The organism is Pedobacter sp. SG908, from assembly GCF_011759615.1.
Taxonomy (GTDB): domain Bacteria; phylum Bacteroidota; class Bacteroidia; order Sphingobacteriales; family Sphingobacteriaceae; genus Pedobacter; species Pedobacter riviphilus.
The window spans coordinates 1,977,398-2,003,826 of sequence record NZ_JAAOYY010000001.1; the positions used below are offsets into that span (position 1 = coordinate 1,977,398).

19 protein-coding genes are annotated in these 26,429 nt (G+C 38.4%); 8 read left to right on the forward strand and 11 right to left on the reverse strand.

The genetic code is table 11. The features are described 5' to 3' along the window. The first annotated feature begins 38 nt into the window (after positions 1-38). Positions 39-233: a hypothetical protein gene (locus FHT21_RS08125; RefSeq protein ID WP_167294194.1), complete on the forward strand. Its 195-nt coding sequence runs from the start codon at positions 39-41 to the stop codon at positions 231-233. Here the strand turns inward: FHT21_RS08125 and FHT21_RS08130 are convergent, their stop codons facing one another. The 5 genes from FHT21_RS08130 to FHT21_RS08150 form a co-directional block, all read right to left on the reverse strand. Next, positions 234-587 (reverse strand): nuclear transport factor 2 family protein, encoded by a 354-nt coding sequence (locus FHT21_RS08130; RefSeq protein ID WP_167294195.1) that lies wholly within the window; start codon positions 585-587, stop codon positions 234-236. It lies immediately after the preceding gene. 105 nt (positions 588-692) lie between these two features. Beyond that, positions 693-3,137, reverse strand: a complete 2,445-nt coding sequence (locus FHT21_RS08135) for an outer membrane beta-barrel family protein (protein WP_167294196.1) — start codon at positions 3,135-3,137, stop codon at positions 693-695. A 175-nt stretch (positions 3,138-3,312) separates the two neighbouring features. Next, a complete protein-coding gene (locus tag FHT21_RS08140) occupies positions 3,313-4,071 on the reverse strand; it encodes a leucine-rich repeat domain-containing protein (protein WP_167294197.1) in 759 nt (252 codons plus the stop codon). Positions 4,072-4,083: 12 nt separating this feature from the next. Further along, a complete protein-coding gene (locus tag FHT21_RS08145) occupies positions 4,084-4,689 on the reverse strand; it encodes a hypothetical protein (protein WP_167294198.1) in 606 nt (201 codons plus the stop codon). A 224-nt stretch (positions 4,690-4,913) separates the two neighbouring features. Then, a complete protein-coding gene (locus tag FHT21_RS08150; protein ID WP_167294199.1) occupies positions 4,914-7,082 on the reverse strand; it encodes a glycoside hydrolase family 95 protein in 2,169 nt (722 codons plus the stop codon). Between the two features lie 456 nt (positions 7,083-7,538). On the opposite strand from FHT21_RS08150, the gene FHT21_RS08155 reads away from it, so the two are divergent. Next, positions 7,539-9,686: a GH92 family glycosyl hydrolase gene (locus FHT21_RS08155; protein ID WP_167294200.1), complete on the forward strand. Its 2,148-nt coding sequence runs from the start codon at positions 7,539-7,541 to the stop codon at positions 9,684-9,686. A gap of 216 nt (positions 9,687-9,902) precedes the next feature. Here FHT21_RS08155 and FHT21_RS08160 read toward each other — a convergent pair whose 3' ends face one another. Continuing rightward, positions 9,903-10,313: a hypothetical protein gene (locus tag FHT21_RS08160; protein ID WP_167294201.1), complete on the reverse strand. Its 411-nt coding sequence runs from the start codon at positions 10,311-10,313 to the stop codon at positions 9,903-9,905. Positions 10,314-10,492: 179 nt separating this feature from the next. Here FHT21_RS08160 and FHT21_RS08165 point away from each other — a divergent pair, with 179 nt between their 5' ends. Both FHT21_RS08165 and FHT21_RS08170 read left to right on the forward strand, forming a co-directional pair. After that, positions 10,493-12,538 (forward strand): sensor histidine kinase, encoded by a 2,046-nt coding sequence (locus FHT21_RS08165; protein ID WP_167294202.1) that lies wholly within the window; start codon positions 10,493-10,495, stop codon positions 12,536-12,538. After that, entirely contained in the window at positions 12,525-13,160 is a 636-nt protein-coding gene (locus tag FHT21_RS08170) for a response regulator transcription factor (RefSeq protein ID WP_167294203.1), read from the forward strand. The genes FHT21_RS08165 and FHT21_RS08170 overlap by 14 nt, the downstream gene beginning before the upstream one ends. Here FHT21_RS08170 and FHT21_RS08175 read toward each other — a convergent pair. The 5 genes from FHT21_RS08175 to FHT21_RS08195 all read right to left on the reverse strand — a co-directional run bounded on the left by FHT21_RS08175 (position 13,152) and on the right by FHT21_RS08195 (position 17,772). Next, positions 13,152-13,712 carry a hypothetical protein gene (locus FHT21_RS08175; RefSeq protein ID WP_167294204.1) on the reverse strand — a complete coding sequence of 187 codons (561 nt, stop codon included), beginning with the start codon at positions 13,710-13,712 and terminating at the stop codon, positions 13,152-13,154. The genes FHT21_RS08170 and FHT21_RS08175 overlap by 9 nt on opposite strands. Positions 13,713-14,453: 741 nt before the next feature. Further along, complete coding sequence (locus tag FHT21_RS08180) at positions 14,454-15,215, reverse strand: hypothetical protein (RefSeq protein ID WP_167294205.1); 762 nt, start codon at positions 15,213-15,215, stop codon at positions 14,454-14,456. A gap of 11 nt (positions 15,216-15,226) precedes the next feature. Next, positions 15,227-15,811: a hypothetical protein gene (locus FHT21_RS08185; RefSeq protein WP_167294206.1), complete on the reverse strand. Its 585-nt coding sequence runs from the start codon at positions 15,809-15,811 to the stop codon at positions 15,227-15,229. Positions 15,812-16,263: 452 nt separating this feature from the next. Next, the gene (locus FHT21_RS08190; protein WP_167294207.1) at positions 16,264-16,413 is read right to left on the reverse strand and encodes a helix-turn-helix domain-containing protein; all 150 of its coding nucleotides are present in this window, start codon (positions 16,411-16,413) and stop codon (positions 16,264-16,266) included. Positions 16,414-16,797: 384 nt separating this feature from the next. After that, positions 16,798-17,772 (reverse strand): GntR family transcriptional regulator, encoded by a 975-nt coding sequence (locus FHT21_RS08195; RefSeq protein ID WP_167294208.1) that lies wholly within the window; start codon positions 17,770-17,772, stop codon positions 16,798-16,800. Between the two features lie 383 nt (positions 17,773-18,155). On the opposite strand from FHT21_RS08195, the gene FHT21_RS08200 reads away from it, so the two are divergent. Genes FHT21_RS08200 through FHT21_RS08215 form a run of 4 tightly spaced genes read left to right on the forward strand, consistent with a single transcriptional unit; the run spans position 18,156 to position 26,427 of the window. Further along, entirely contained in the window at positions 18,156-21,335 is a 3,180-nt protein-coding gene (locus FHT21_RS08200) for a TonB-dependent receptor (RefSeq protein WP_167294209.1), read from the forward strand. 18 nt (positions 21,336-21,353) lie between these two features. Next, entirely contained in the window at positions 21,354-22,925 is a 1,572-nt protein-coding gene (locus tag FHT21_RS08205) for a RagB/SusD family nutrient uptake outer membrane protein (RefSeq protein WP_243853910.1), read from the forward strand. A 17-nt stretch (positions 22,926-22,942) separates the two neighbouring features. After that, positions 22,943-23,842 carry a DUF5017 domain-containing protein gene (locus FHT21_RS08210; RefSeq protein WP_243853912.1) on the forward strand — a complete coding sequence of 300 codons (900 nt, stop codon included), beginning with the start codon at positions 22,943-22,945 and terminating at the stop codon, positions 23,840-23,842. Beyond that, positions 23,839-26,427, forward strand: coding sequence for a glycerophosphoryl diester phosphodiesterase (locus FHT21_RS08215; RefSeq protein ID WP_167294212.1), 2,589 nt, complete (start codon positions 23,839-23,841; stop codon positions 26,425-26,427). The genes FHT21_RS08210 and FHT21_RS08215 overlap by 4 nt, the downstream gene beginning before the upstream one ends. Positions 26,428-26,429 lie beyond the last annotated feature (2 nt).

The window sequence follows — 26,429 nt, forward strand, 5'->3', positions numbered from 1 at the left end:
ACTTCAACAATATGTTTTACATTAACTTACCATTTAAAATGATCACCATCAACGATAAATTACCTACTTCTACACTTTTAGACCTGAAAGTAGGAGATGAGATTACAAACGGAAATGATCAATCCGGTAAGATAAAAAACATCGAGATCAGCGAAACAGATGAGTTTTTATTGTTTCTTTTTCAACTCGAAAATAACAAGATCATTATTAAAAAACTCAAGCAGGTTTGTTAACTATACAATTGGTCTGGGATCAAATATCACCTGGAACGATTTAATCTTCTCATCTTCTAAATGGTACCAACCGCAGGCAAATATGGTGTTTTTGCCCATGTTTATGTCGTACCACAAACAAACATCCTCAAAATCTAAAAATACTTTTTTTACATCGTATTTGAATTTCATTTTCTTCATGTCTTCGATGTAAATATCTGCGCCATTTCTTTCACCCATAACGCCTTTAAAAGTCATATCATCATGAAGTTGCTGTCTGGCCAGATCAAAGTTTTCGGTGTTTAAGCCATTGATAAAATCAAGTACAACAACTTTAGCATTATGCTCGGTGAGTAATTTATTGGATGTATCCATGCTTAAATCTATTTACTTTTAAACGAAAATCTAATAGGAAATGTTTTACAAAGTGAGTGATTGAATTATTAATATCTAAGCTTATCTTTATTGCTGCTTGTTTTATTAATTGTTGATTAAATCATCGTTATTTACTCCTCTTTTTTTCGACAGGTTTTCTTTTAACTTCCCAAAATTATAAGTGAAACCAACATAAGTTACCCTAAATGGGGAGGTAGTTGTTGATTGAATCTTAAAATTGGCATCCTCAGTAAACGACCTGTTTGTTCTCCACTTGTTAAAAAACTTGTTAAAATTGATTGTTGCACTTAGTTTTTCGTTGAAGAATTTATACCCGAAGTTGATCTGATAAAAAGGAAAAGTATTAAAGGTATTGATCAGGCTATATGCTGGTTTATCAATACCACCATTACCACTGATAGAGAACGATTTTACCACTTTATAATTGAAATACAAGGCAACTTGCCAGCTAAAACCCTGTTCCTGTTGGCTTGAAATAATGGTATTTTCAATTTTATTATAACGGAGTGTTGAATTTATACCTCCACTAATTTTTCTTAAAGAGGTAGATAGCGTGAGTAGGGCACTTGCTTCCCTATTTTTTCCAACGTTACCATATTGTGTTGTACTTACTCCGTTAAGCTCGTTGAAAGTAGTATATTGTATAATCATATTTCCTGAATAAGATGTGCTTAAGCCGAATGTGATAAAATTAGCCCCTTTAAGTAGACGGTTTTGGAATGATAGTGTATGGATAGTCTGTGCACTTAAATCAGGGTTGCCATAAGAAATATTCAAGGGATCATTATTGTTTACAAAAGGATTTAAGGTGTTGATATAAGGGCGCTGCAAACGTTTCGTATAGCTTAATACAACCGTGTAATTTTTGCCCAATTTGGTATTTGCTGAGAAATCAGGGATCAATGCAGTGTAATTTTGCCTTACCTCGGTATCTGAACTAAAGAAATTGCCATTTACGCTGGTATTTTCTAAACGTATGCCTGTACGGAAATTTAACTTTTTGAGTGTAAATGACAAAGAACCATAGCCACTGTACACTTGTTGTTTATAAGCAAAGTTGTCTGAGTTAAAATAGTCAGGTTCAAACGGTAGATTTTCATCTGTTTTGCTTAAGCTTAAATAGTTGGCTTTTGCATTTCGAAAAACAAATTTAACTCCGGTTTCCAGTTTCATTGATTTGGTAAATGGTTGGATGAAATCGGTTTGGACAGTGTATTCTCTATTTTTTGAATTGCTTTCATTCTGCCTGAACAGGTCAGAACTAGCGGTATTCATCAAACTATTGTTTAAGCCATCATTTTTACTAAACTGGCCATTAAACCTAAAACTTAGCTCTTTATCCGGACTTCCTTTAAATTTTTTAATAAAATCGCTTCCAATACCAAAAGAAGGAAAGTTATTCCTGATATTTTGATCAAATAAGTCATACTGTATAGCTGTACTTGCAAACGTAGTGGTAATATTTTGGTCGAGTCTACTTTTATTATTTCCTCCGCCAATGTTTGCATAGGCTACTATCGTTTGCAAACTATCTATACTGTAACTTGTTTCTAAAAGGCCGTTATTTGAAAAACGGTTGGTAATGCGCGCTCCCTCTAAAAATCTTTTTTGGTAAGCAGTTGGTTGTAATGGCGTGGTTTCACTTGTTATCTGCGACTTATTATTGTAATTTCCACTTAAGAAATAGGTTCCTGTCATGGCAAATTTGCCAGATTGGACACTAAAATTGCTACTGCTTTGATAGTTGATATTTGAATAATAAGCACTTAAATAGCCATTGTAACCTAAAACAGCTTTTTTGGTAATAATATTGATTAAACCTCCAATACCTTCAGCATCATATTTAGCTGAGGGTGCGGTAATAACCTCAATTTTTGAAACTACAGCTCCTGGAAAGCCTCGGAGTGCATCTTTGACGTTAAGCGCAAACATGGCTGTTTCGCGTCCGTTGAGTAATACTTTATAATTAGCCTGGCCATTCAACTGTATATTACCTTCACCATCTACACTCAACATTGGGATCTTTCTGAAAATATCGGTTAAGTTTTCACTTTTAGCAGATGGATCTTGATCTACATTATAAACAAGTTTGTCTTTATCCTGGCTAATTAAAGCTTTTTGACCTGTAATATTAATTTGTTCAAGCTGGTTAATGGAAGGCTTCATCAGAAATAACTTTGTATCTGCAGGCATACGATGATAAAACTTACAGTTATTGGTTAGTGATGTATAACCAAAAAAAACAATCGAAAGTATATAGGTACCTGTATCAGCATTGATAGTAAACCGGCCATTATCATCTGAGTGAGAACTAAATACAATAGATTTAGCCACATCATTTTTAAGTAAATTAACGGTAGCATAGGGGATGGGTTTCTGAGTAGCCATATCTTTTACCATACCATTAAATTTTACCTTCACTTGTGCTTTTACGCTTAAAAAAGGCAATATGAATAACAGTAAAAAAAGTACGAATAATTTCGTACATTGATTGACAAACAAGAGGTAACAGTTAATTCCAGATTTCATTTTTTACTTGAATTTTATTGGTTTTTAAGTAGACGCTCCATAAATAAAATGGTTGCATCCCATTTTAAAATGAGAATATTTTTTGATCAATTCAAAAAGCAGTCTAATTTAAATCAAGTAGTTAACATTAACAATGACCAGAAACAGCTATTTTTAACCAAGAGTCAAAGAGTGATTACCACTCCATTTTGCTTAAACTTACGGTTCCACTCATGTTAACATTTGTTAAACGGGTATAAGAGCAGTCTAAGGATTTAAGTTTCCTTAAGCCATACACATCAATAGCTACAAGTGGATTATCCCTAAGCGATAATTCTTCGAGCTCTGAAAATTTTCTAAAATCTAATTTCAACAATTGATTTTCATCTAACCTGATCAGCTTCACGGCAGGGCATCCTGTCACGTTAAATTCGGTCAACATATTTTTCTGAAATTCAATATGTTCAAGCTTTGGGAGATTCGAAATATTAATTTTATTAAGTGCGTTATTATGCATTTTTATCTCTTCAAGTTTTTGTAAACCCGTTAAATCTAAAGCACTGATTTTGTTTTGATGAACATGTAAAGTTCTGAGATTTGTCATGCCCTTCAGGTTGATGCTCTGAATCTGATTGTTGTATCCAAAAATCTCTTCCAAATTTTTCATTCCCTCTAGATCCAGTACTTTTACCTGGTTATTCCAAAAACTCAACTCTTTTAGGTTTGTGAAATTCTTAATACCAATTAATGAACTTATGCCTGCCTGATCTACACTTAATTTGGTCGGTTTTTGTGCTTCAGAAAGTTGAATTTCTCCATCTCCGTTAAGGTCTATACCCTGAATAATCAGTTGCTTTTTAAAATTAGGATCTGGTATTTTTATGGACTGAGCAAAAGCACCAAACGATACGGTCATCTGAATGATGATGTACAGATAGAAATATCTTTTCTTCATTGTTTTCTGATTTTAATTACTCACCACTACATTCACTACTGCACCAGCTTCCTTAACATCAACAAATCCGCTGATTTCATTTTCAATAAATACGTCATAATGGTAATCTTCGTAAATTGGCGATGAACCTAAAGCATATCCATAAACATTATAAGAGGTGCTTGTTCCAGTCTGGACAGCAACCGTTTTCTGCCTACCAAATGCAATCCAGCTAATTACATAATACTTTCCAGCTTTTAAGTTGGTAAATTCAAAGGTTCCCTTATCATCCAGAAATCTACCTTCTACCCGGTAACTAAAAGCCAAAGGGCTCATCGTTGCCTGTTTTTTTCGGCTATTGAATTTTTTCTTCAGTTCCAGGAATTCAGTAAGATAAGGCGTTACTGGAAACAATAAAATCTGGCTTCCCTTAACACCAAAGTTATCTTTTCCCTTTTTTTTCAGTGTAGCTGTTCCTTGTATGGTAGCTGTTCCTTTTTCCATCAATTTGGCCGTTTCCAATTCGTTAAAAGGAGTACTTGGAAGAACCCATTCGGGGGTTTTCTGTGCATAAACTACATGTGCATACAATAGAAGTAACAATTTAACCGATAATACCCTTAGTATCCCTTTGTTCATGATTTTTTTTTCTTCAAGTTTTACATTGTTTAACGTGTTGATAAAATCTGGTACAACAAACCTTTTGTATAGTGTCTGCTGTGTAATTATTGGATATTCTGATATTTAAAGCTATCTATTTTTGAACTAAAATCCAAAGGAAAATGCTACAGATCTAATGATTGTAGGATTGAGCTTTTAGTTGGAGAATAATTTAATATTTATTTTTAGTTCTACTCAGTAAGTTATTTATTCAAGCCTTCAAAATAATATATTTTCCCTATTTGTGTCTTAAAACTGTATTTAAAATCATTTTCGGCTTTGTCATTTGTAACTCCATTTAAATTTGCTTTTAATGCATTTGGACTTCTTATGATGCAGTTTTCGCCAGATAAGGATTTAATGGAGAGCTTTACAATTTTACCATCCTTCCATTGCAGATCTGTAATTTCGAAATTACCACGAGCTCTTAAACCTTGAATACTTCCCGTCGCCCACTTATCGGGTATGGCTGGCAGGAGTTGTAACTCACCTGTTTGGCTTTGTAACAACATTTCCGATACACCTGCAGTATAACCAAAATTACCGTCGATTTGAAAGGGTGGGTGTGCGCAGAACAGATTGGTATAAATTCCACCGCCTTTGTTATAATCGGTACCTGAGCCACCAACGGGAGTGATGAAATTCTGTAATATTTTATAAGCATGATTGCCATCTTGCAATCTCGCCCAAAAATTAATTTTCCAGGCCATAGACCACCCAGTCGATACATCACCACGTGCTGTTAAAGTTATCTTTGCAGCTTTTGCGAGTTCTGGCGTTTTAATGGTACTGATCTCTCTTCCGGGATGCAAACCAAAGAGATGTGAAATGTGCCTGTGTTGGTCGGTAGGATCATCGCGATCGGTTTCCCATTCCTGCAGCTGGCCCCACTTTCCGATTTTAGGCTTCAGTAAGTGTGCTTTAAGATCTGCAATATGTTTTTTATAATCAGCATCGATACCTAAAACTTCAGCAGCTTCAATATAGTTGGTAAACAGATCAAACACAATTTGTTGATCGTGTGTTACCCCATCTTCAGTTGGTCCGTGTTCTGGCGACCAGCCCAACGGCGATACCAATGTTCCATCTGGTCTTCTTTTTAAATGATCGTCCCAAAATTCAGCGATTTCTTTAATAATCGGGTAAGCGAAATTCTTTAGATAATTTTTGTCTTTTTTAAAGGCATAATGCTCCCAGAGCGCCTGTGCATACCAGGCGCTTCCAGGGGTATTCCATAGAAAGCTCATGCCGCCAAAAATATTGTTTTCTGTTTTTACCGTCCAACCTCTTGTATTGGGATATTGCTTGCGGGTGGCTATAGCACTCACTTCTCTCATGCTATTAATATAATCCAGGTACGGAATCTGACACTCAGAAAGATTGGTCGGCTCGGCCAGCCAATAATTCATCTGGATATTGATGTTAGAGTGGTAATCGCTTCCCCAGGGTGGGGTATTACTTTCATTCCAAAGGCCTTGTAAATTGGCAGGTAAACCACCTGCCCTTGATGAGCTGATTAACAGATATCTGCCATATTGAAAAATTAAAGCTTCGAGTGCCGGATCGGCCAGCTTTTTATAATTGATTAACCTTTCATGGGTAGGCAGATTCTGGTTATTCGCATCGCTGGTGCCCAGGTTTAAGCTTAAGCGGTTAAACAGCTGTTTATAATCGCTAATGTGTGCATTTAACAGTTTATCGTAACTTTTGGCCTTAACCGCATTTAAAATGCGTTCAATTTTAGGTGCAGGTTCTTCGCCCTTCCAGTTTTGCTCACGTTTATTAACGTAATTGGTAGCCGCAGTAAAAATAAGGGTAACCGCATCTGCATTGGTTATTTTTAATTTTTCCTTGTCACCATCTTTAACTGCCTCAAGCTTCCCATTTTCTACTTTAATGAGGGCAGTAGCCTGATAAGTCATGCCATTTGATAGTTTACCAGTAAGCTGTATGGTATTTCCGCTTGCTATTATTGTACCCTGATGTGCATCTTTTAAACTAATACTGGCAGAATAAGCTTTTTTCTGGTTAGCGGTAAAACGAAGCACCATCACTTTATCCGGAAAGCTGCAAAAATACTCACGTTTAAATTGGGTATCGTTTTGTGTGTAATTAATGGTATGCACCGCATTGGTAATATCCAATTTGCGGCTGTAGTTGGTAAATTGCTGATCTTTATTGTTGAAATCGATAAAGAGATCGCCAAAAGCCTGATACATGCCACGGTCATTTTCATCGCCGGTCCACAAAGTGTTATCATTAAACTGAATGTGTTCCTGATCAACACTGCCAAAAATCATCCCGCCAATGCGGCCATTGCCAATAGGATATGCCTCGGTCATCCATTTTTGCGCAGGTTTATTATCCCACATTATGAAAGCATGATTTTCTTTGTTTTGGGCTAAAAGGTGGTTTGCGAAGCAGAGGAGGAGTAAACACGATAATACGGTGCAAACAATATTTTGCCTGTAATTTGGAAGCATGTTGGTTATTTGATTAGTGTGTAAACCAAAGATATATAAAATAGAATAGGAGGCATGAAAAGCCAGGCAATAAAGTATCCCGATATTTGGCAAATTATTCAACTATTTAAGCATTGGATTTTCTATCATATTTACAGATCCCAGCATTTTGAGTTTCAATTTTCTTCGTAATAGCTGGCATGGTTAATAGTCGATTTTTAAGCCATTTGAAAGACTTCATGAAGTCGTCATTGCAATAACGACTTTTATGGTGGAATATGTGAATAGTAACTATTCTGATATTTTATAGATGAACTTGATAGATTTTATATATTTGGTATGACGTACTAAAACGTTTTATGTTAAATGAAGCCGCTAACCAAATCCTTAACCATTTTCTTACTTCTGGGCGTCGTGAGTCTATACCAAACTCAGGCGCAAACCAAATTAACCCAATATGTAAATACTTTTATCGGTACTGCGCCTTTAACTGATCCTAAAATTTTGGGATATGAATTACCGCAGGGTTGGCGATCTTGGGCAGGTTTAACTTTTCCAGGCAGCTCATTACCTAATGCTATGGTGCAATTAAGTCCGATTACAGAATTTGGCTCTGGCGCTGGCTACGAGTATGAAGATGATACTATTTATGGTTTTGCACACACCAATAAAGGGCATTGGAACCTGTGTAATATACCGATTTTACCGTTATCAAACCCAAATGGTAAATTTGGATCAAAGTTTTCGCACAAAAAAGAAAGTGCGGCACCTGGATTTTATCAGGTTTATCTGGATGATTATCAGGTAAATGTTAGGTTAACCTCGACCTTAAGATGTGGTTTTCATGAATATACATACAAAAGCAATACCGACAGGCAAATCCTATTTAGTATGGGGAAAGCCAACAGTGGCGTTAACACCTGGAATATCGAACAAGTTGGTACTTCGGCCATACAAGGTTTTCAAGGAGGGGAGAATATTTACTTCTATGCAACTGTAAATGGCAAGATCGAAAGACTTGATCAGACTGATGTAGGTAAACGCTCGGGTTATGCCATTGTTCACCTTGCCAATGGAAGCAACGGACCTGTAGAACTTAAGATCGGCTTATCTTTTGTAAGTGTAGCCAATGCTAAAGAAAATCTGGCAAAAGAAATCGGCAATAAAACTTTTATGCAGGTTCGGCATGAGGCTACTGAAAAATGGGAGGCGCTTTTGTCTAATATTCAGGTTAAGGGAGGAACTGAGAAACAAAAACAGATGTTGTATTCTTGCCTGTACAGATCTTTTTTATGGCCAGCGCTAAGGAGTGATATTAATGGTGAATTTAAAGATGCAAAGCGCAATGTGGTAAAAGGAAATTTCAATTATTATACTGAGCCATCACTTTGGGATACCTATCGCAATAAAGATGTACTATTAGGGCTGATTACGCCTAAAGTAACCCTTGATGTAATTAAATCAATGAAAGATGTTGGCGATAAAACGGGTTTTATTCCTACGTTTTTTCATGGCGACCATGGCGCATCATCAATTGCGGGTGCTTATTTGAGGGGAATAGATGATTTCGATATCAAAGGTACTTACCAGATTTTGTTGCGTAATGCCAATGTGGAGGGTGGTGCCCGTCCATTTGTGAAAGAGTACATCGAGAAGGGCTATATTTCAGATCCTGATGTTAAAAACCCTCATGTAGAAACCAAAGCTAAAGCAGGTGTTTCTAAAACGCTGGAGTATGCCTATGATGATTATTCGCTGGCTCAAATTGCTAAAAAACTAGGCGATAGCAGTAATTATCACATCCTGATGGCCCGATCAAAAAATTATAAAAACATGTTTGACCCGGGCACGCGGTTTATGAGGGGCAGGTTAGAAAATGGCGACTGGATCAAACCTTTTAATCCACAATATCCTTACTACGAATACATGTACAGAGAAGCCAATGCATGGCAGGTATCGTTTTATGTTCCTCATGATATGAAAGGTTTAATCGAACTATATGGCGGTGCAAAAGGGTTCGAATCCAAGCTAGATTCCTTATTTACCTTACCCTGGAATCCGAAATATATTGCAAGGAATGTAGAAACCATGATTGGTCAATACTGCCAGGGTAACCAGCCAGATCACGAAGCACCTTTCTCTTATACTTTTATTGGGAAACCAGAAAAATCGCAAAAAATAATCGATAAAATCTTAAACGAACTGTATGGCATAGGGAGCGATGGCTTGGCACTTTCGGGAATGGATGATGCCGGCGAGATGTCTGCCTGGTATGTATTCAGTTCTTTAGGTTTGTATCCATTCTCTGCAACCGATCCGGAATATTTGATTACCGCTCCACTTTTTGATGAGATTAAGTGGAAAACCAGTACGGGCAAATTGTTAACGATAACCAAACCTGGTAGGGGGAGAGCCATTAGCAATATTAAAGTTAATGGGAAAGCAAATAGCGGGTATTTTATCTCCCACGATCTGTTTAAAAATGGCGGTAAGGTAGAGATTGGCACCAAATAGGATTAACAATGACCAAATATTAATCAATGTTAATCCCGCAATGGTGAAATAGTGAGCGTGGTAATCAGTTATTCATTAAAAAAACCTGAATACATCTTAAATGAATATTCAGGTTTAGACACAGGTGATTGAGCAGCGATTAACTTTACAACGGTACTTATTTATTGTTTATTAAGCACCTACTAAAATTTTGATCAAACAATAACTGAGTATGAATTAATAAAGCAATTCGATTTTACTTTTAGTTAAATCTACTGTTTTGCCTACAGAGTAATCGACTGCTAACTTTGCAGAGAATGTTTTACCAGCCTGAACATCGGCTACATAACTATTTTCATCATAACTAGATCCATCAGTTGCTACTACTGTCAGTTTGAGTTTAACAGGATTAAGTGCATATTTTTCAACTGTATAATCAGTACCCGAAATGTTCTTAACGTCAAAGTCAATTAAAACTGCCGATTGCGAAGGAAGATTTTCCTGTTGGGTAATTTTAGCATTGAAATTTGTCAGGGGGAACTTGCCATTTGACGGTGCATCATCCTTTTTTTTGCAAGAAGCCAATAAAGTAACAACAAATAAGAATGTAAATGCACTTGTTAACTGGGTTTTAAATAATTTTTTCATTGAGTAAATAAATTTTTATAGGTGAAATATTAATTACTCAAAGCTACAGGCGCAAAAGGGCAGCAGCAATGACTGAAAAAAGTCAATTTCGAACTAGCTGTTTTCAGCTATTTTTTATATTTATTTTTATATGTAAGATTTTATCTTAAATATTGCGGCAATCCGGTTGGTCATTCAGTATGAAAATAAAAATATGCATCGTTTGTTTTTTGTTCTTTTTTTCTAAGGTTTACGCACAAAGCCCTTCAAATAAGCAAAATTATGCAGACAGTATTACCCAGGTATTAAAAAAGCAGTTACCCCCAAGCAGCAAGCGCTTCTCCGATAGTTTAGTGAATCTTGCAAAACATACAAAATCTGATAGTTTGAGGGCTCGTGTTTTCTTTAAACTAGGTTTCTATTGGCGCGACATAAACCGTACAGTTGCTAAAAAGTATTTAGTTACAGGTTTTAAGTACGGAGCTAAATATCCCTATGTAAAAGCCGTTTATTACCATTATCTGGGCGCTTATTATTATCCTGTCGATGCAACAAAAAGTGAACTTAATTATATTGAAGCTGATAAACAGTTATCGAAATTTAATACTGACGAAGCATATTTTTTAAGAGCAAAAGGCTGGGGGAATTACGCTAATTTACAGCAACAAAAAGGCGATGAGCTTCTTATGGCAGAAATCCTGTTAAATAAATGCATCCCCTTAATAAAAAAAGCAGGAGTAAACGAATTTTTAGCCAAGTACTATGAAGATCTGGCGTCTGTATTCATGAATCAAAAACAGTATGATAAGGCAGAAAAATATTTTCTATTGGCTATTGCTACTTTCGAAAAAATAGAGCTGTGGGATGTTGTTCACTTATATGATGCTTACATCGGAACAACAGAAAACTATTTGTATAACAACAAAATAACGGAAGCCAAAAGAACTTTAGAAAAAGCTAAAAATTTAATGCCGAAATGTAATGATAGTTTAAGTCATACTGAATATTATCTGGCAGAATGCATATTTTATAGAGAAAATAAAGCCTATGATAAATCACTCCAAAGCGCAAATACCGGACTTAAAATTGCGGTTAAAATAAACGACGAGTACCAAATAGAAGTCCTGAATATACAAAAATACAAAACACTCATCGCGTATGGCCGTTATCAGCAAGCTGCTGCGCTGATTGAGGATATTGTTCGGAAAAACAGTTCAAAATCACCAACAAATATCTTAGCCTGTTTTTATGATCTCTCAGAAGTATATGATAAAATGGGGGACCGCAATACTGCTTATGTGTGGCTTAAAAAGTATAGTGTTTTAAATGATAGTTTAAATAAACAAGAGGTTTTGCGAAAGATCAACGCCCTTGAAATAAAATTCAAGACAGCTGAAAACGAAAAAACCATCATGAACCTCAACGCTGAAAACGAAAAGACAAAGCTCATCACAAGAAACAGTAGATTAGCAAACTGGCTCTTGGCTTTAATCAGTCTGTTTTTGTTAATTCTGGCTATTGTAGGTTGGTTCTTTTTTCGCAACAGTAAAAAACTGGCCATACAGAAAGACTTAAACCATCAACAAGATTTAAAAGATATTTATAGCCAGCAGCATATTCAATTGGTAGAAGTAATGTTAAATGCTAAAGAAGATGAACAAAATAGAGTAGCCAGAGATTTGCATGATGGGGTTGGAGGTATGCTTGCGGTTTCAAAAATGAATCTGGCACATTATATTAATGAAAGTAAAAATAACGATTCAGACCTTCAAAATGTTGTTGTTCACCTGGAAAACACGATGAAGGAGCTTAGGCGTGTAGCGCATAACATGATGCCCGAAATGTTGATCAGATTGGGGCTAGAAGCTTCGTTAAGAGATTTATGCGAATCAATAGCTTCAGATAAATTAAAGGTAGAATTTCAGTGCCTCGGTATAGGTAATAATTTGAAGTCACGCGAACAAATCAATATTTATCGGATTGTGCAGGAAGCAATGGCCAATGCTGCAAAACACTCCAATGCTAAGAACCTATTGCTGCAATGTTCTCAAAACAAAAACATATTTTTTATAACCATTGAAGATGATGGGAAAGGTTTTGATACAAGTCATATCGATATCGTTAAGGGGATAGGCGTTCGAAATATAAAAAGCCGTGTAGAATACTTAAAAGGAAAAATTGAAATTTTGTCGCAAGAAAATAAATCTGGTACCTCCATTAATATAGAATTGTATGTTACAGCCTAAAACCACCGTAGCCATAGTAGACGATCACCCAATCATAATAGAAGGCTTGATTAAATTGCTGCATAAAACATCCACTTTCGAAATTGTTGGTGGTTTTACGAGTGGACAGGAGTTTATTTCCGCTTTAAAGCTAAGGCCTGTAAAAATTGTTTTACTGGATATTATACTCCCTGATATTAGCGGAATAGATATATGCAAAGAAATAAAAACCATCGCTCCCGATACCGTGGTTTTGGCCTTTAGCAATCATCAGGAAAGAAGTGCTATAATGAAAATGTTAGCCAACGGTGCCAATGGATATATCCTTAAAGACGCACCTATTGATGAAATTGTAAACTGCATTAACATGGCATTAAACGGACATATTGCCTTTAGTAAGGCGATAAGTGAAATTATTTCCAAACCGCTTTCAGATGATAATCAAGGTATTGCTAATTTAACAGTACGTGAAAAAGAAATTCTAAAACTGATAGCTACTGGTTTAAATACAAATGGTATAGCAGAACTATTGTTTCTGAGCAAGTTTACAGTAGAAAACCATAGGAAAAATCTATTACAAAAAATGAAAGCCAAAAATGTTGCCGACTTAATGCGGATTGCTACCCAGGAAGGCTTACTTTAAAATATCCAATCGTGACTTTTCCCAGAAACCTTTTTCATCAAAAATTTTTAGATAGGAGCTAAATGCTTTGTTAGCATGATAAAGTTGGTACAGCTTATCGGTTAGCGCCGTGAGGAAGTTGAAGAAAATTAAAAACTCTTCTTCTGAGTTGTAAAGTCCGCCCCATTCATTCAATATCCATTTTAACTTTTTTCCATCACAAGTGCTGATCGAAAATTCTAAGTAGGGAGTATTCACATCTGTTCTTTTGTAATAGTCGAGCGGCAGCCCTCCCAATAACCCTATTTCTCTTACAGGAACCCAAATGCAGTTGATTTCAGAAAATAGCACAGAACCGAAACAAGAACTGGAAAAGCCCTCGTTACTTAATGAAATAATTTCCGCCGACCTTCTTCGGGGTGCCAATTTAAACAGATTGTAAATCGCGATTAACGTTAATGGTAATAAGATCAGCAATAGCCAGGCTGGGAAAAGCGGGTGCGAATCTGGTAGTAAAACGATTGTTATGCCTGTTAACGGAATGGTTAGTAATATTGTAAAAAACCAAAACAATAGTATTGAGGTTTTTTTGCTGTTATTAAAACGGAAGCGATAAATGTGCATAAAATGACTACTCTATCGGTTAAATTTATTTTAGATGAGTCTGTTAAAGATAAGCTAAATAAAATTGTTATATCTTAAAATTGGGTAGACAGGTTATTGCCTATCGATCAAATAAGTATTAGTTATGAATTTAAACAGCTGTAATGACTACTACGTAATCGGCATTTCTGATATCCTTGCCGATTTCCGAAGCTTTTTTCCATTGTTTTACTATCATTTTAGTATATTGGGATAATCAAAAAAAGGACGATACCCCAAGTCCATCCATCTGATTAAAAGTTCCAAAATAAATAATCCAAAATCCACCTTTACGCCGCATTTACTCCACGTTTAAGCCGCCTTCCGGCCAGGTCTGCTTATGGCTTGCTATATACATGCTTCACACCTGCATTAATAGAGTTAGGGTATCGTTGCAGATCAGGTTAGTCAAAGATTTGCTTCGCTTTAACTCTAGCGGTTAACAATAGCTAAAAAAAGGTAAAGAGAAAGTTATCTTCCGGTAAGGTTGGTGTACAGCTGTGTCGGAGCAGCCTGGATAAAGTGACAGCAAACGGCAGTTCTGGATTTTAGCGCAGTAAATCTTCTTTTAGACAAAAAAACCTCACATTTCTGTGAGGTTTCTTGTGATACCGCTGGTATCTGCACCTGGTGCTAAAAGAGAAAAATTATTTTAATCTGTACCATTTTTTATTAATACCAACTCAGGTCATTTAGTTTTACCGTGCCACTTAAGTTGAGCGTTTTGATATTCGAATCATAGCACCTGCAGGTTTCAAGATTGGCAAGGCCCCGGATATCCAGCGCAGGGATGGGATTGGAATAAGCTCTGAAGAACTTCAGCCTGGGCATTGCTCTAAGGTCGATAGGATGTGCTATTTGATTCCTAGACATCCAGATATCGAGCATTTCAGGGCAATTGTTGAATTTTATTTCCTGGAGTGAATTATCATTCACCTCCAATTGCAGTAGTGAGGTATGATTACTTACATCCAACCGGGTAAGCAGATTCCATCCCAGGCTTAAAATGACTAATTTTTTCAGGTGAGAAACATCGATACTCCTGAGCTTGTTCTTGTGGCAACTGATATTCACCAGGCTATCGCAGCCTTTTGTCAGAATGGTTTCCAACTGGTTGTCAAAACCATATATAAATTTGAGTTTTTTCATACCCGAAACGTCTACCGTTTTCACTTTGTTTTCGTGAAAGCCAAAATCCACCAGGTTGATAAAGCTTTTGATGCCTTCCAGTGAAACTATATCGGATTTAGTAGTATACAATACAGTCACCTTTCTGGCTTCTTCTACCTGGATTTCTCCGTCTCCATTGGTATCAACACCTTGCTCAATAATACTTCTTTTGAAATTCGCATCAGGTATACGTACAATCTGTGCGATGGTTCTTATCGATAAAGCCATGAATAAGGCACAGCCTGCCATTATTTTTGTGGTCATGTCTGGTAATTTTAGAGTGTAAGATTAATAACCTGCCCATTGGTACTGATCTCTACAATTTTCGCAAGGTTCTCGTCGGTCTGGTACAGGTAGCGGGTTTTTTCCATGATGGCCCGACTGCCTTGTCCCACCTGTATCCCAAGACCATTGTAGGTGGTCGTAGTTTCAGTACCTACTTGCTTTTCACCATTACCTACCTTGGTTTGTACGACCCTTGTTTGCAGATAATACTTGCCCGGATTCAGCCCTTTGAATTCAAAGCTGCCATCTGCACCGATCATAGTCAATATCCGGTAGCTAAAGGCTTCGTCTGAGAGGTATATCGCTTTCTTACCTTTTTTGTCTTTCTTTTTGAGTTCGAGAAATTCGAGGAAATAATCAGTGCAGAGATATAGCTCTACCAGGTTGACCATGTAGTTACTTTTTTTAGATACAAAGCCCTTAATGGTGCAGGTACCGTCTTTGCCGATCATGGCTTCAGCTGCTACTTTGTTAAAGGGGGTGTTCGGGCTAGTTACTTTAGGTGTCTTTTGCGCCTGTAGCTGGAAAACTAGCGGGATCAAGATGGTTACCAAACCTATAGATCGTGTACTCATATTTTAGGGGTTATATATTAGATAGATACAATATGTAAATGTGCTGTTATGCAGGCATTTAAAAATATAAGCCGCTAGGGGTTCCTGAAGCTACTCTGCACTTATATTCAATACTTACAGTTTTTGGATAAACCTTAGTGGGGACCTCAACCTTATCTTTTTTGCGCGATACGAAGGTCAATATCATTGTAGAGATTAGCGCGGAAAATAAAAAAAGTCTTGTTTTCATGATTATCGATCTAAAATTTCAGAGTTTTAATAGCAAAGGTGGAACACTTAGAAATGATAATCGCCCCACGAGGCTTCGTGGCACCTCTTATTGGTTTGTAATAATGAGTTAGTTAAAGTGGAGTTACACTTTAAGTAGTTGATAATAAATGAAATAAATCGATTTTACAAGCATGTATGCTGTCAAGAAGGAATAATTGAGTAATAAGGAATGAGTGGCGGAACTATAGCGCCTTGGGATATGTTATTTCGGCTGGTTTTCTGAAAAAATCTGAAGGGGATTTACCTGTAAATTTTCGAAAATTACGATTGAAAGACGATTTGGAATTGAAGCCGCAATCAAAAGCGATAGATACCCAAAGATAAAAGTTCATCCAAAGTTTCAGCTTTCAGTTTTTAAGTGCGACGATCCGCTCTGCCAGGTTTCCAGAATAGATTTTTATTCCCTGAATCTCTGCGAGGCCCATCAGTCATCATTCAAGACTCTTCCAGGCCCGAAAAAACAGTCCATCTAAACTAGATCACATAGCACAATCTACACTTTCTTTTTTTTGCAGATTTTAAAGCACCTGCAGCGCGTTCTGTTATGTAGACGACAAGAAGATTCTAGAAGTCTGAAAACGCTAAAAATTAGCCGACGGCACGCTTTAAACGGTAATCAGTGCACATTTAGGAGCGAAATGAGTGGCCACTTTTCGGATAATCCCCACTTAACAATCTGATTGTTAAAGCTTCATTGTTTTAAATAACTTTAGAAGTTAGAGCGAACGTCTTTTGATCACTTTTGTCGGGTTTCTTGTAATCACAATTTTTTCATCTAGGATGGCTTGTGCGACTGTTTTACCCATTGCCTCAAAATCGGTTGAGATGACCGTAATACCATCTTCAAGCACTTCTTTCACAAGTGTATCATTATAAGAGATGAGACCTATATCCTTCCCTAACTTAAGTTTCTTTTTTCGCGCAAGCTTAATTAACATGACGTCATCGGTGTCGTACCTGCTGAAGGTTACATAAGCATTACCTTTTTGAAAAGTCTTTTCATCAATCTCAGATTGTATCAGGTAGGGGTATTCAGTTTCAGTGCAATAATGTAAAAAACCTTCAATTACTAGCCTGGCATGAACAGCTTCGGGATGGGCAACCAATATCAGCCGATCGTATTTTTTTAACTCAGCCTTTAATTTATGAAGGCTATTATAAATGTCAAAGCCGTAATCCTGGTATATACTACTGTAATTGCCTGATAAACCTTGCTCGTTTAAATCAATAATTATTCTTTTCTTGTCCGGAATCAGGTTCAGGAGCGGGGCTACATTTTCTTTTAAAAAAGTTGCAATGACGTAATGTGTATATGAACCCAGATTTTCTTTGATCAATTTTTCGAATACCTGATAATTATGATGGTGAAAGTAGATATCTATATCGGCGCGGTTTTCCAGTTGGTTAAAAAGCGTCCTATAAAACTGTTCACGCAGAATATTCATTTTATCAAGCAGCAAAAACACGCGGAAGGAATGGTGAATGGCCTTTTTGCGTACATAATATCCTTTCCTGTATACAGATTCAACGATGCCTTTTTCAACAAGTTCATTTAGGCCTTTGAGTAAAGTTTCCTTACTCATTTTTAATTGTAACTGCAGCTGCTTGAGAGAAGGCAGCTGATCTCCAATATGTAGCTGATCAATTTCAATCAGTGACATAATGTGATCGGCAAGCTGTTGGTATTTCATTTTGCCTTGATTGCCTTTCTGGAGTGTGTTTTCAGAGATCATAGGTATATTATTTAGGCAAATGTAATTAATACACCATACAAACCAAACCAGCCCACCTAACAATTATTCAATAATCACCCCATTTTGTGTGTGAAGAGCTTTTTTTATTTTTTTATTTTTTGTAAAGAAATAAAATATATTATATTTGTTAACCTAACCAGTCCAGACCAGACTAATAATGTTGATCATTTTTTATATGCGTAGTAATTATTGTTATTAAGCTCTAATTGCTATTCCCCGGATCTGGATGAGGTTTTAAATGCTTTAGCGAGTCATTTAAAAATATACTGCAGATGTGTAAATGTTTGTGGTAACAATATAACCAAATATAAACAATGAATATGAAACCAAACTTACTCTTAACAGTGCTATTGGTTCTGGGTATTCCGCTTTCCAGTCTGGCCCAAGCGGTAAAAACCATTAGTGGAACTGTTACAGAAGAAACCGGGAAACCCTTGCCGGGTGCGAAAGTAGTCATCCAGGGGAAAACAGTTTCCCGCGTAACAGATGATCAGGGCCACTTTAGTCTTTCTAATACAAAAGAAAGTGAACTATTGGTGGTCTCTATGGTTGGCTATATCAGCAAAACTGTAGTTATCACCAGTCAAAACCAGTATAAAATTCAGCTGGTGCCTAACAACACCGCTTTAGATGACGTGGTAATTGTTGGTTATGGCCAGGTAAAACGAAAGGACCTGACTGGTTCGGTCGGTTCTGTAGTGATGAAAGATATGGAAAAGGCACCGGTAGTTTCCTTTGAAGATGCCTTGGCAGGAAGGGTGGCAGGAGTGCAGGTTGGTTCTGGTGATGGACAGCCAGGCAGTATTAGCAACATCACCATTCGCGGAGGGAATTCCATTACCCAGTCAAACTCACCACTTTATGTAATTGATGGTTTTCCTTTGGAAAATCCCGACAACAATACCATTAATCCGGATGATATTGAATCAATAGATATATTGAAAGACGCATCTTCTACGGCAATTTATGGAGCGAGAGGAGCCAATGGTGTGATCATGATCAAGACCAAGGAAGGTAAGGTAGGCGCGCCGGTAGTTAATTATAACAACTGGCTGGGCTATCAATATCCGTCAACGCAGATAGAAGTGATGAGCCCTTATGAGTTTGTGAAATACCAGCTGGACTTGAATAAGACTTCCGCTACCGCTTTGTATCTTAAAGACGGCAAAACTTTAGATGCTTACCGCAATGAACGTGGGATAAACTGGCAGGATCATGTATTACAGAATGCATTTATGCAAAATCATAGCTTCTCTATGAGGGGTGGCACTGCGGCTACAAAATATTCGGTAAGCAGCTCTTATTTAGATCAGAATGGAATTGTGATTAATGGTGGGTATAAGCGGTACCAGGGACGGTTTCAGATCGATCAGCGTTTGGGAAAAAATATGAGAATTGGCATTAATACCAATTATACATACGGAATCAAAAAAGGTCAGATAGCAAATCTAACCAGTGATAACCTAAACAGCAGCTCGGCCGGAAATGCCAGCTCATATTTGATGTACAGTACCTGGGGATACAGGCCTGTTACAGGCAATGTGGATGACGAAAATTTCCTTGATCAGCCTTTTGACGACGATGTGGCGGGTAATACAGATTTAAGGATAAATCCGGTAGTAAACTCCAACAACTTGTATCAGTATGCTTTTAACAAATCACTTACTGCCAATGCTTTTGCGGAGTATTCTTTCCTGAAGTATTTTAAGTTCAAGCTGAGTGGCGGGATGACGGATACCCGTTTGATTTTTGAGCGTTTTAACAATGCTAATACGGCAGCCGGAAATCCGAGAACCGTTTACGGGCAAAGCTACGGCATTAATGGTTCCATCGAAAATCAAAATATCCGTAGTTTGCTGAACGAGAACCTGCTTACATTTAACAAGACATTTAACAAGAAGCACCGTTTAGATGCAGTAGTTGGATTTACCATGCAGCGAAATAGTATGGAGGGAGATGGATTTGTATCTATTTTATTGCCAAATGAGTCATTGGGTGTCAGGGGGCTTGACCAGGGGACTGTCCTGGTAAAAACAACCTCAGGTAGTTATTCAACGCTGGTGTCTTTCCTGGGTCGTGTGAACTATACCTTTAACTCCCGCTACCTGTTCACGGCTTCTGTCCGTAGTGATGGATCTTCAAAATTTGCCAAGGATAACAGAGTGGGCTATTTCCCTTCCGGGGCCTTTGCCTGGAATATCGGGGAAGAAAATTTCCTGAAATCAGTTAAGGCCATCTCTTCTGCAAAACTAAGGGCTTCTTATGGAATTACCGGAAACAACCGGGTATCGGACTTTGCGTACCTGAGCGTTTTGGATCAGGAAGTAGGGGCCAACACTGGAAATACCAGAAGTGGTTATTACTTTAACGGACAATACATTAAAGGAACTGTACCTGTTGGGCTGGGAAATGAGAACCTTAAATGGGAACGAACGGGAAACCTTGACCTTGGAATAGACTTAAGTTTCTTTAAGCAACGCATCAGTTTAACTACCGATTATTATTATAAAAGAACTACAGACTTATTACTGAATGCTTCATTGCCTACTTCAACGGGGTACCTTACCGCATTTAAAAATATTGGTGTTGTGGTAAACAGGGGCTTGGAGTTTACCTTAAATACCATAAACCTGAGTACAAAGAAATTTAGCTGGACATCCAATTTTAACATTGCCTTTAATACCAACAAGATCGAAGAGTTAAATGGTGATCAGCCTAGTTTAATTACACGTGTTTCGAACTGGAACGCCAATTTCAATAACTCTTTACCCTATATAGCCTTGCCAGGACGCCCTGTGGCATTGTTTTACGGCTATGTTTTTGATGGGGTGTATCCTTTAAGCGATTTCAATGTATTGTCTAACGGTAGCTATGAACTGAAACCTGACGTACCGAATAATGGGAGCGCCCGCTCGCTCATTAAGCCAGGCTTCATCAAATACAAAGACATTAACGGAGATGGGGTGGTAGATGCAAATGATCAGACGATTGTTGGTAATCCTAATCCGAAACACATTGGAGGCTTTTCCAACAATTTCAATTATGGACCGTTTGACCTCAATATTTTCTTACAATGGTCTTACGGAAATGACATTTTAAATGCGAACCGGATTGTATTTGAAGGCGCAGAAGCCAGGCCAAGTCTGAATATGTTTAAAACCTACGAGAACAGGTGGTCTCTGGAAAATCAGAATAGCGATTTGCCTGTAGCCGGTGGTTATGGCCCTAATGTGTTCTCCGACAGGAATATCGAAGATGGCTCCTTCCTTCGGTTAAAGACAGTCTCGTTGGGCTATAATCTTTCTTCTGCAGTAACGAAAAAGCTTAAAATACAATCAGCCCGCTTTAATGTTTCGGCACAAAACCTAATAACCTGGACCAACTATTCCGGTTTGGACCCCGAAGTTTCAGTGCGCCATTCTGCGCTTACACCGGGTTTCGACTGGAGCCCATATCCAAGGGCGCGTACCATCACCTTTGGTATGAACCTAACTTTTTAACGATAAATGTTTTTACAAATGAAAACGACTTTATTATATATCGCGATGATGCTGGCACTGGTTGTGAGCTCATGTTCGAAGATCCTGGACACAACCCCACAGGATTTTGTATCGCCAGTAAATTATTACAATACAGAAAGTGAACTGCAATCTGCATTGGCCGGAGTATACGACCGTTTGGGCGATAACAGGGTTTATTCACAAGGTATGTCTTGCTATATGGTTTTTAGTGACGAATTTTTTATGAAAAACCAGACATCGGGAATGAATGCCAATATTGTAGATGCTTCGACCCTGGAATTAAACAGACATTGGGAAACGCTTTACACGGGTATTGAGCGAGCGAACATGTTACTCGAAAACATAGATAAGGCTGTTAAGGTGACTGCGGAAAAACGCAACGAAATAAAAGGTCAGGCACTATTTTTAAGGGCTTACTATTATTTTTTGTTAACGGATGAGTTTGGAGGTGTGCCTTTAAAGCTTCAATCCAGCAAATCACCTGAAGAACCGCCTATCCCTGGTACTCCGGTAAAGGACCTTTACGAACGTATTGTTACTGATATGAAACAGGCAGAAGGTCTGGTGAAATCTGTTTCTGATTATGGCTATAATACCCGTATCACAAAAACTACTGTACAAGGTATACTCGCGAGGGTATATCTGACCATGGCAGGCGCCCCGCTAAATGATGTTGCAAAGTATGCCGATGCCAGGACTTATGCAGAAAAAGTAATGCTGTCAGGATTGCACAGTCTTAATCCCGATTTCAAGCAAATCTATATCAACCATGTTCAGGAGCTTTTCGATACAAGGGAAAGTTTGTGGGAAGTAGAATTTAAAGGCGTAAACCAAGGCGAAATACAAGAGGGTGGCATGATTGGCAGTTATAACGGCATTACCTGTGGAAATATTGAAATGGGATATGGTTATGATTATGTTCATGCTACGGCGAAGCTTTACAATGCTTATGCGAATGGCGATCAGAGAAGGGACTGGACAGTTGCTCCTTACCGTTATGTGACAAGCGGACAAACGGCCGTACGGACCAATTGGGCAGCAGATCAGATATACGATCGTAGTAATGGGAAATGGAGGCGTGAGTATGAACTTCTTTTGCCAAGAAATCAAAACTATACCGGTACAAACTGGCCACTGTTAAGGTATGCCGATGTATTACTGATGTTTGCAGAAGCTGATAATTATACCAATAATGGACCCTCTGTAAATGCATATAAAGCAATGAATATGGTAAGGCGAAGGGGTTATGGGAAAGATGTGCTTGTTCCCGATGTAACGGCCGATGCGGCCGCTAACCTGTCTCAGCAGGACTTCCTTGATCTGATCAGGAATGAACGGTTACGTGAGCTTGCTTTCGAGGGCATCCGGAAGCACGATCTTGTACGATGGGGTATTTATCCATCCGTTATGCAAACACAGGCAAGAGAATACCAGGCCAATATGCCAACTGCTTTAAAAGACGCAGCTATTGCACAGGCACAGCGCATAACAGATCGTGCTGTTTTATTCCCGATCCCTAACAGTGAACTGGCCGTTAACCCTAATATCAAACAAAATACAGGATGGTAACTACAAAATTATATAAGATGAATAAGCTATTAATTGCATCTGTTATATTATTCTCCCTGGCTTCCTGTCAGAAGACCTATGAGTTGGCTCCTCAGGATGATTTTTCTGTTGAGCTGGAAAAAAACAGTTATAAAGTTGGGGAACCCGTTAGGTTTATAATTAATGGTAAACCGGAGAACATTGTATTTTGGTCGGGAGAAGCCGGACGCAAATATGAATACCGAAAAAGAACGATCGTGGAAGGAAATACTGTTTCCCTAAATTTTAAAACTTATGCCCAGTTCGGGCTAATGCCCATCGATCAATCGGTGATAAAACTGTATGTATCTACCAATTTCAATGGAATATATGATGCTACAAATGTAAGGGCTGCTAACTGGGAAGATATTACAGATAAAGCTGTTTTATCTGCTGGTCTGGATCAGACCCCCTCGGGAAATATCAGTCTGAATACTTTTGCAGAGCGTAATAAAAACATGGCCTTGGCTTTGGTTTATAAAACCACAGTTATAAAACCAGAAGCACAGCAAAACCGTTGGGTAATCCGTTCTTTCGATCTTAAGAGCACCAACCAGCAGGGAGAAGAAACTGTACTGGCCACTATGGCTACTGCGGGCTGGACTGCTTTTAATTTTAGTGGCCCTGCAACCAATTGGAGTATTACCTCAGCACAGTTGCTTACTGTGAGGAACAGTACCGATCTTGATGATGACTGGGTAGTAAGCAAACAGTTCAACCCCAATAGTATTTTACCTGATGTAGGGGAACCTATTAAGAATATTTCCCAGAATCTAAAAGATTATACCAGGGTTTATACTAAAGCTGGTGTATATAAAGTGTCATTTGTGGCAACCAATGCCAATGTAGAACGATCACTTACAGTTGTAAAAGAAATAGATTTAACCATTACCCAATGAGATTAAACCCTGTAATCGTGCTGCTGCTTGCTTTTGCAAACAGCAGTTATGCCCAGTTAGCGCCCCAAGCCAGATTAACAAATGATGCACTTCGCCTGAACTGGGAAGACACTGGTATGGGATATAAAATAAAACAGCTATCGGTAAAAGGACAAAACGGATGGCATTCCTTGTTTGGCACATTGGGTCAATATACCCTGCTTTACAGTGCAGATCAACCCAGGATGGATTCGGAGGCTAAGGACAAAAACGGGAAAGAAATTCAATTTCCTGAACCTGAATACCGCTATATCATTCCTACCTGGAAGGCGAATACCTCTGCGGTTTCCTTAAATAAGGAAGGGCGTGCCATTTTATTTTATCCGCAACAGTATAAGCAGGTTGGCAATACACTTGTTTTTCAGCAAAAAACAGATGTCTCTATTGTGGAGGCAATCTGGAAACTAGATCCTGTTTACAAAAATGATCTATGTGTTTCCATTCATTTAACAGCAAATAAGGATGGATATTATTCCATAGCGAGTCCGGCATTGAGTACAAACGACAAAAAAAGTTTTGAATGGGGCTGTATCCCCGGTGTGTTTCAAGGCAGCACCATCAACAATAACTTTACAGATGCCTATGCTTATGGACACGGAATTCCGGATAGACCGGTTGTGGTAAGAGAAAGAACAGCGGCTGCACTTACGGCTATGCTCACGAATAGAGATGGAATTACACTTGCCGTAACGGCTGAGCCGGGAACAGCCAGGCATCCATGGGAATATGATAAATCTACCCAGTCGAATTGGCTGCTTGGCCTGTCACTGATCAACAGGCAGGAACAACTGAGCCCAACCTTATATCATCCGGTACTGGGGCAGAACAAGTCGTATTTAAAAAAGGGCGAAAGCATCTCTTTTGATTTCAGGTATACCATTAATACTTCAAGCTGGTATCAGGCATATCAGCATGTTGTAAACGATGTTTACCGCTTTGATGAGCTACTGCATTTAAAGCAAACCAAGCTCTCCTTATCTGGTCGCATGGAGCAGCTTTTAGACTATGTGAAAAAGGACAGTACTTCACGGTGGCGGACTTTCGATTATCACGCCCGGAAAATCGGTGCCCAGGAATATTTGGGTGGGGTGTACGGCTCGGAAAAAGACGCCGTAAAAAATGCCGATTATGGGGCCATGTGGATGTTGGCGAATATCACCCAAGACCCGATTCTGGTTCAGAAACGTCTTAAAGATGCATTGAACTTTAAATTGGCGCAGCAAAATACCGCTGAAGGGTTCTTTCACGGAGCTGCAGCTGGTCAATATTACCTCTACCATTCAAAACGGTTTACCGAAGAGTGGGGGCCTTATACCGAGCCAATCGCAACCACTTATTATATTTTGCTTGATATGGGCAACGTGTCTTTGTTTGAGCCAGATAATCAGCAGCTTAAATCGGGTATGCGTATGGCGGCCGACTGGCTTTTGACTAAAATGAAGCCAGAAGGTTATTGGGAAGTAGCCTATCATAACGACACGCAAAAACCTATGTTTGAAGATCTGAAAGACTATAGGCCTACTTTTTACGGATTGTTGGTTGCATACCAGACGCTTCGGGATAAAAAATACCTGGAGGCGGCTGTAAAAGCTGCAGACTGGTACATCAAAAATGCTGTAGATAAAGGCTACTTTTTAGGTGTTTGCGGAGATGCCAGGTTTGCACCTGATTTTGCAACGGGGCAAAGTGCCCAGGCTTTGCTCGATCTGTTTGAAATTACAAAGGATGTACGATTTAAACAGGCCGCTATTAAAACTGCACAATTCTATACAACCTCCATCTATTCTCATCCGATTCCAAATAAAGAAAGCAAAAAAGTTGGGTCGATACAATTGGAAGACTGGCAAATAAGCCAGGTGGGGCTAAGCTTTGAACATGGAGGGATTTTAGGTTCTGCAAATAACAGTGGCCCCATTATGCTCGCCAGCCATGCCGGCATGTTTGTAAGGCTATTTCAACTGACAAAAGATTCGCTATACCTCAAAATGGCAAGAACAGCAGCTTTAAGTAAAGATGCTTTTGTAGACCCAGCCACAGGAGTTGCTTCGTATTATTGGAGCGCCATGAACAAAGGAGCCGGGCCTTTTCCTCATCACGCCTGGTGGCAGGTGGGTTGGATCACCGACTACCTGATGGCAGAACTTTCCTTGCGTTCACAGGGACGGATTGATTTTCCTTCAGGCTTTCTTACGCCTAAGGTTGGCCCTCACAAAACCTTTGGCTTCAGGCAGGGAAAAATATTTGATAAGCAGGGAGACCTGACATTGATGGAGAAACTGGTTTCATTAAACAATCCCAATATGGACTATGTATGCGCCCTGAATAAGCAGGATAAAGTGTTTTACCTGTTTGTATTGAATAACGATGACGAAATACAGGAAAGTACCTTCAAGCTAGACATGTCCCGTTTTATTCCAGGTCACAGCCTGGATTTGAAAACTGCCAGATGTTTTTCTGCATCAGGTTCAAAAATTCCTTTTTCTACAGGAGATCCTATAAAAATAGCACCTTATGGTCTCCAGGTTTATGCATTTACCTACAAATAAAT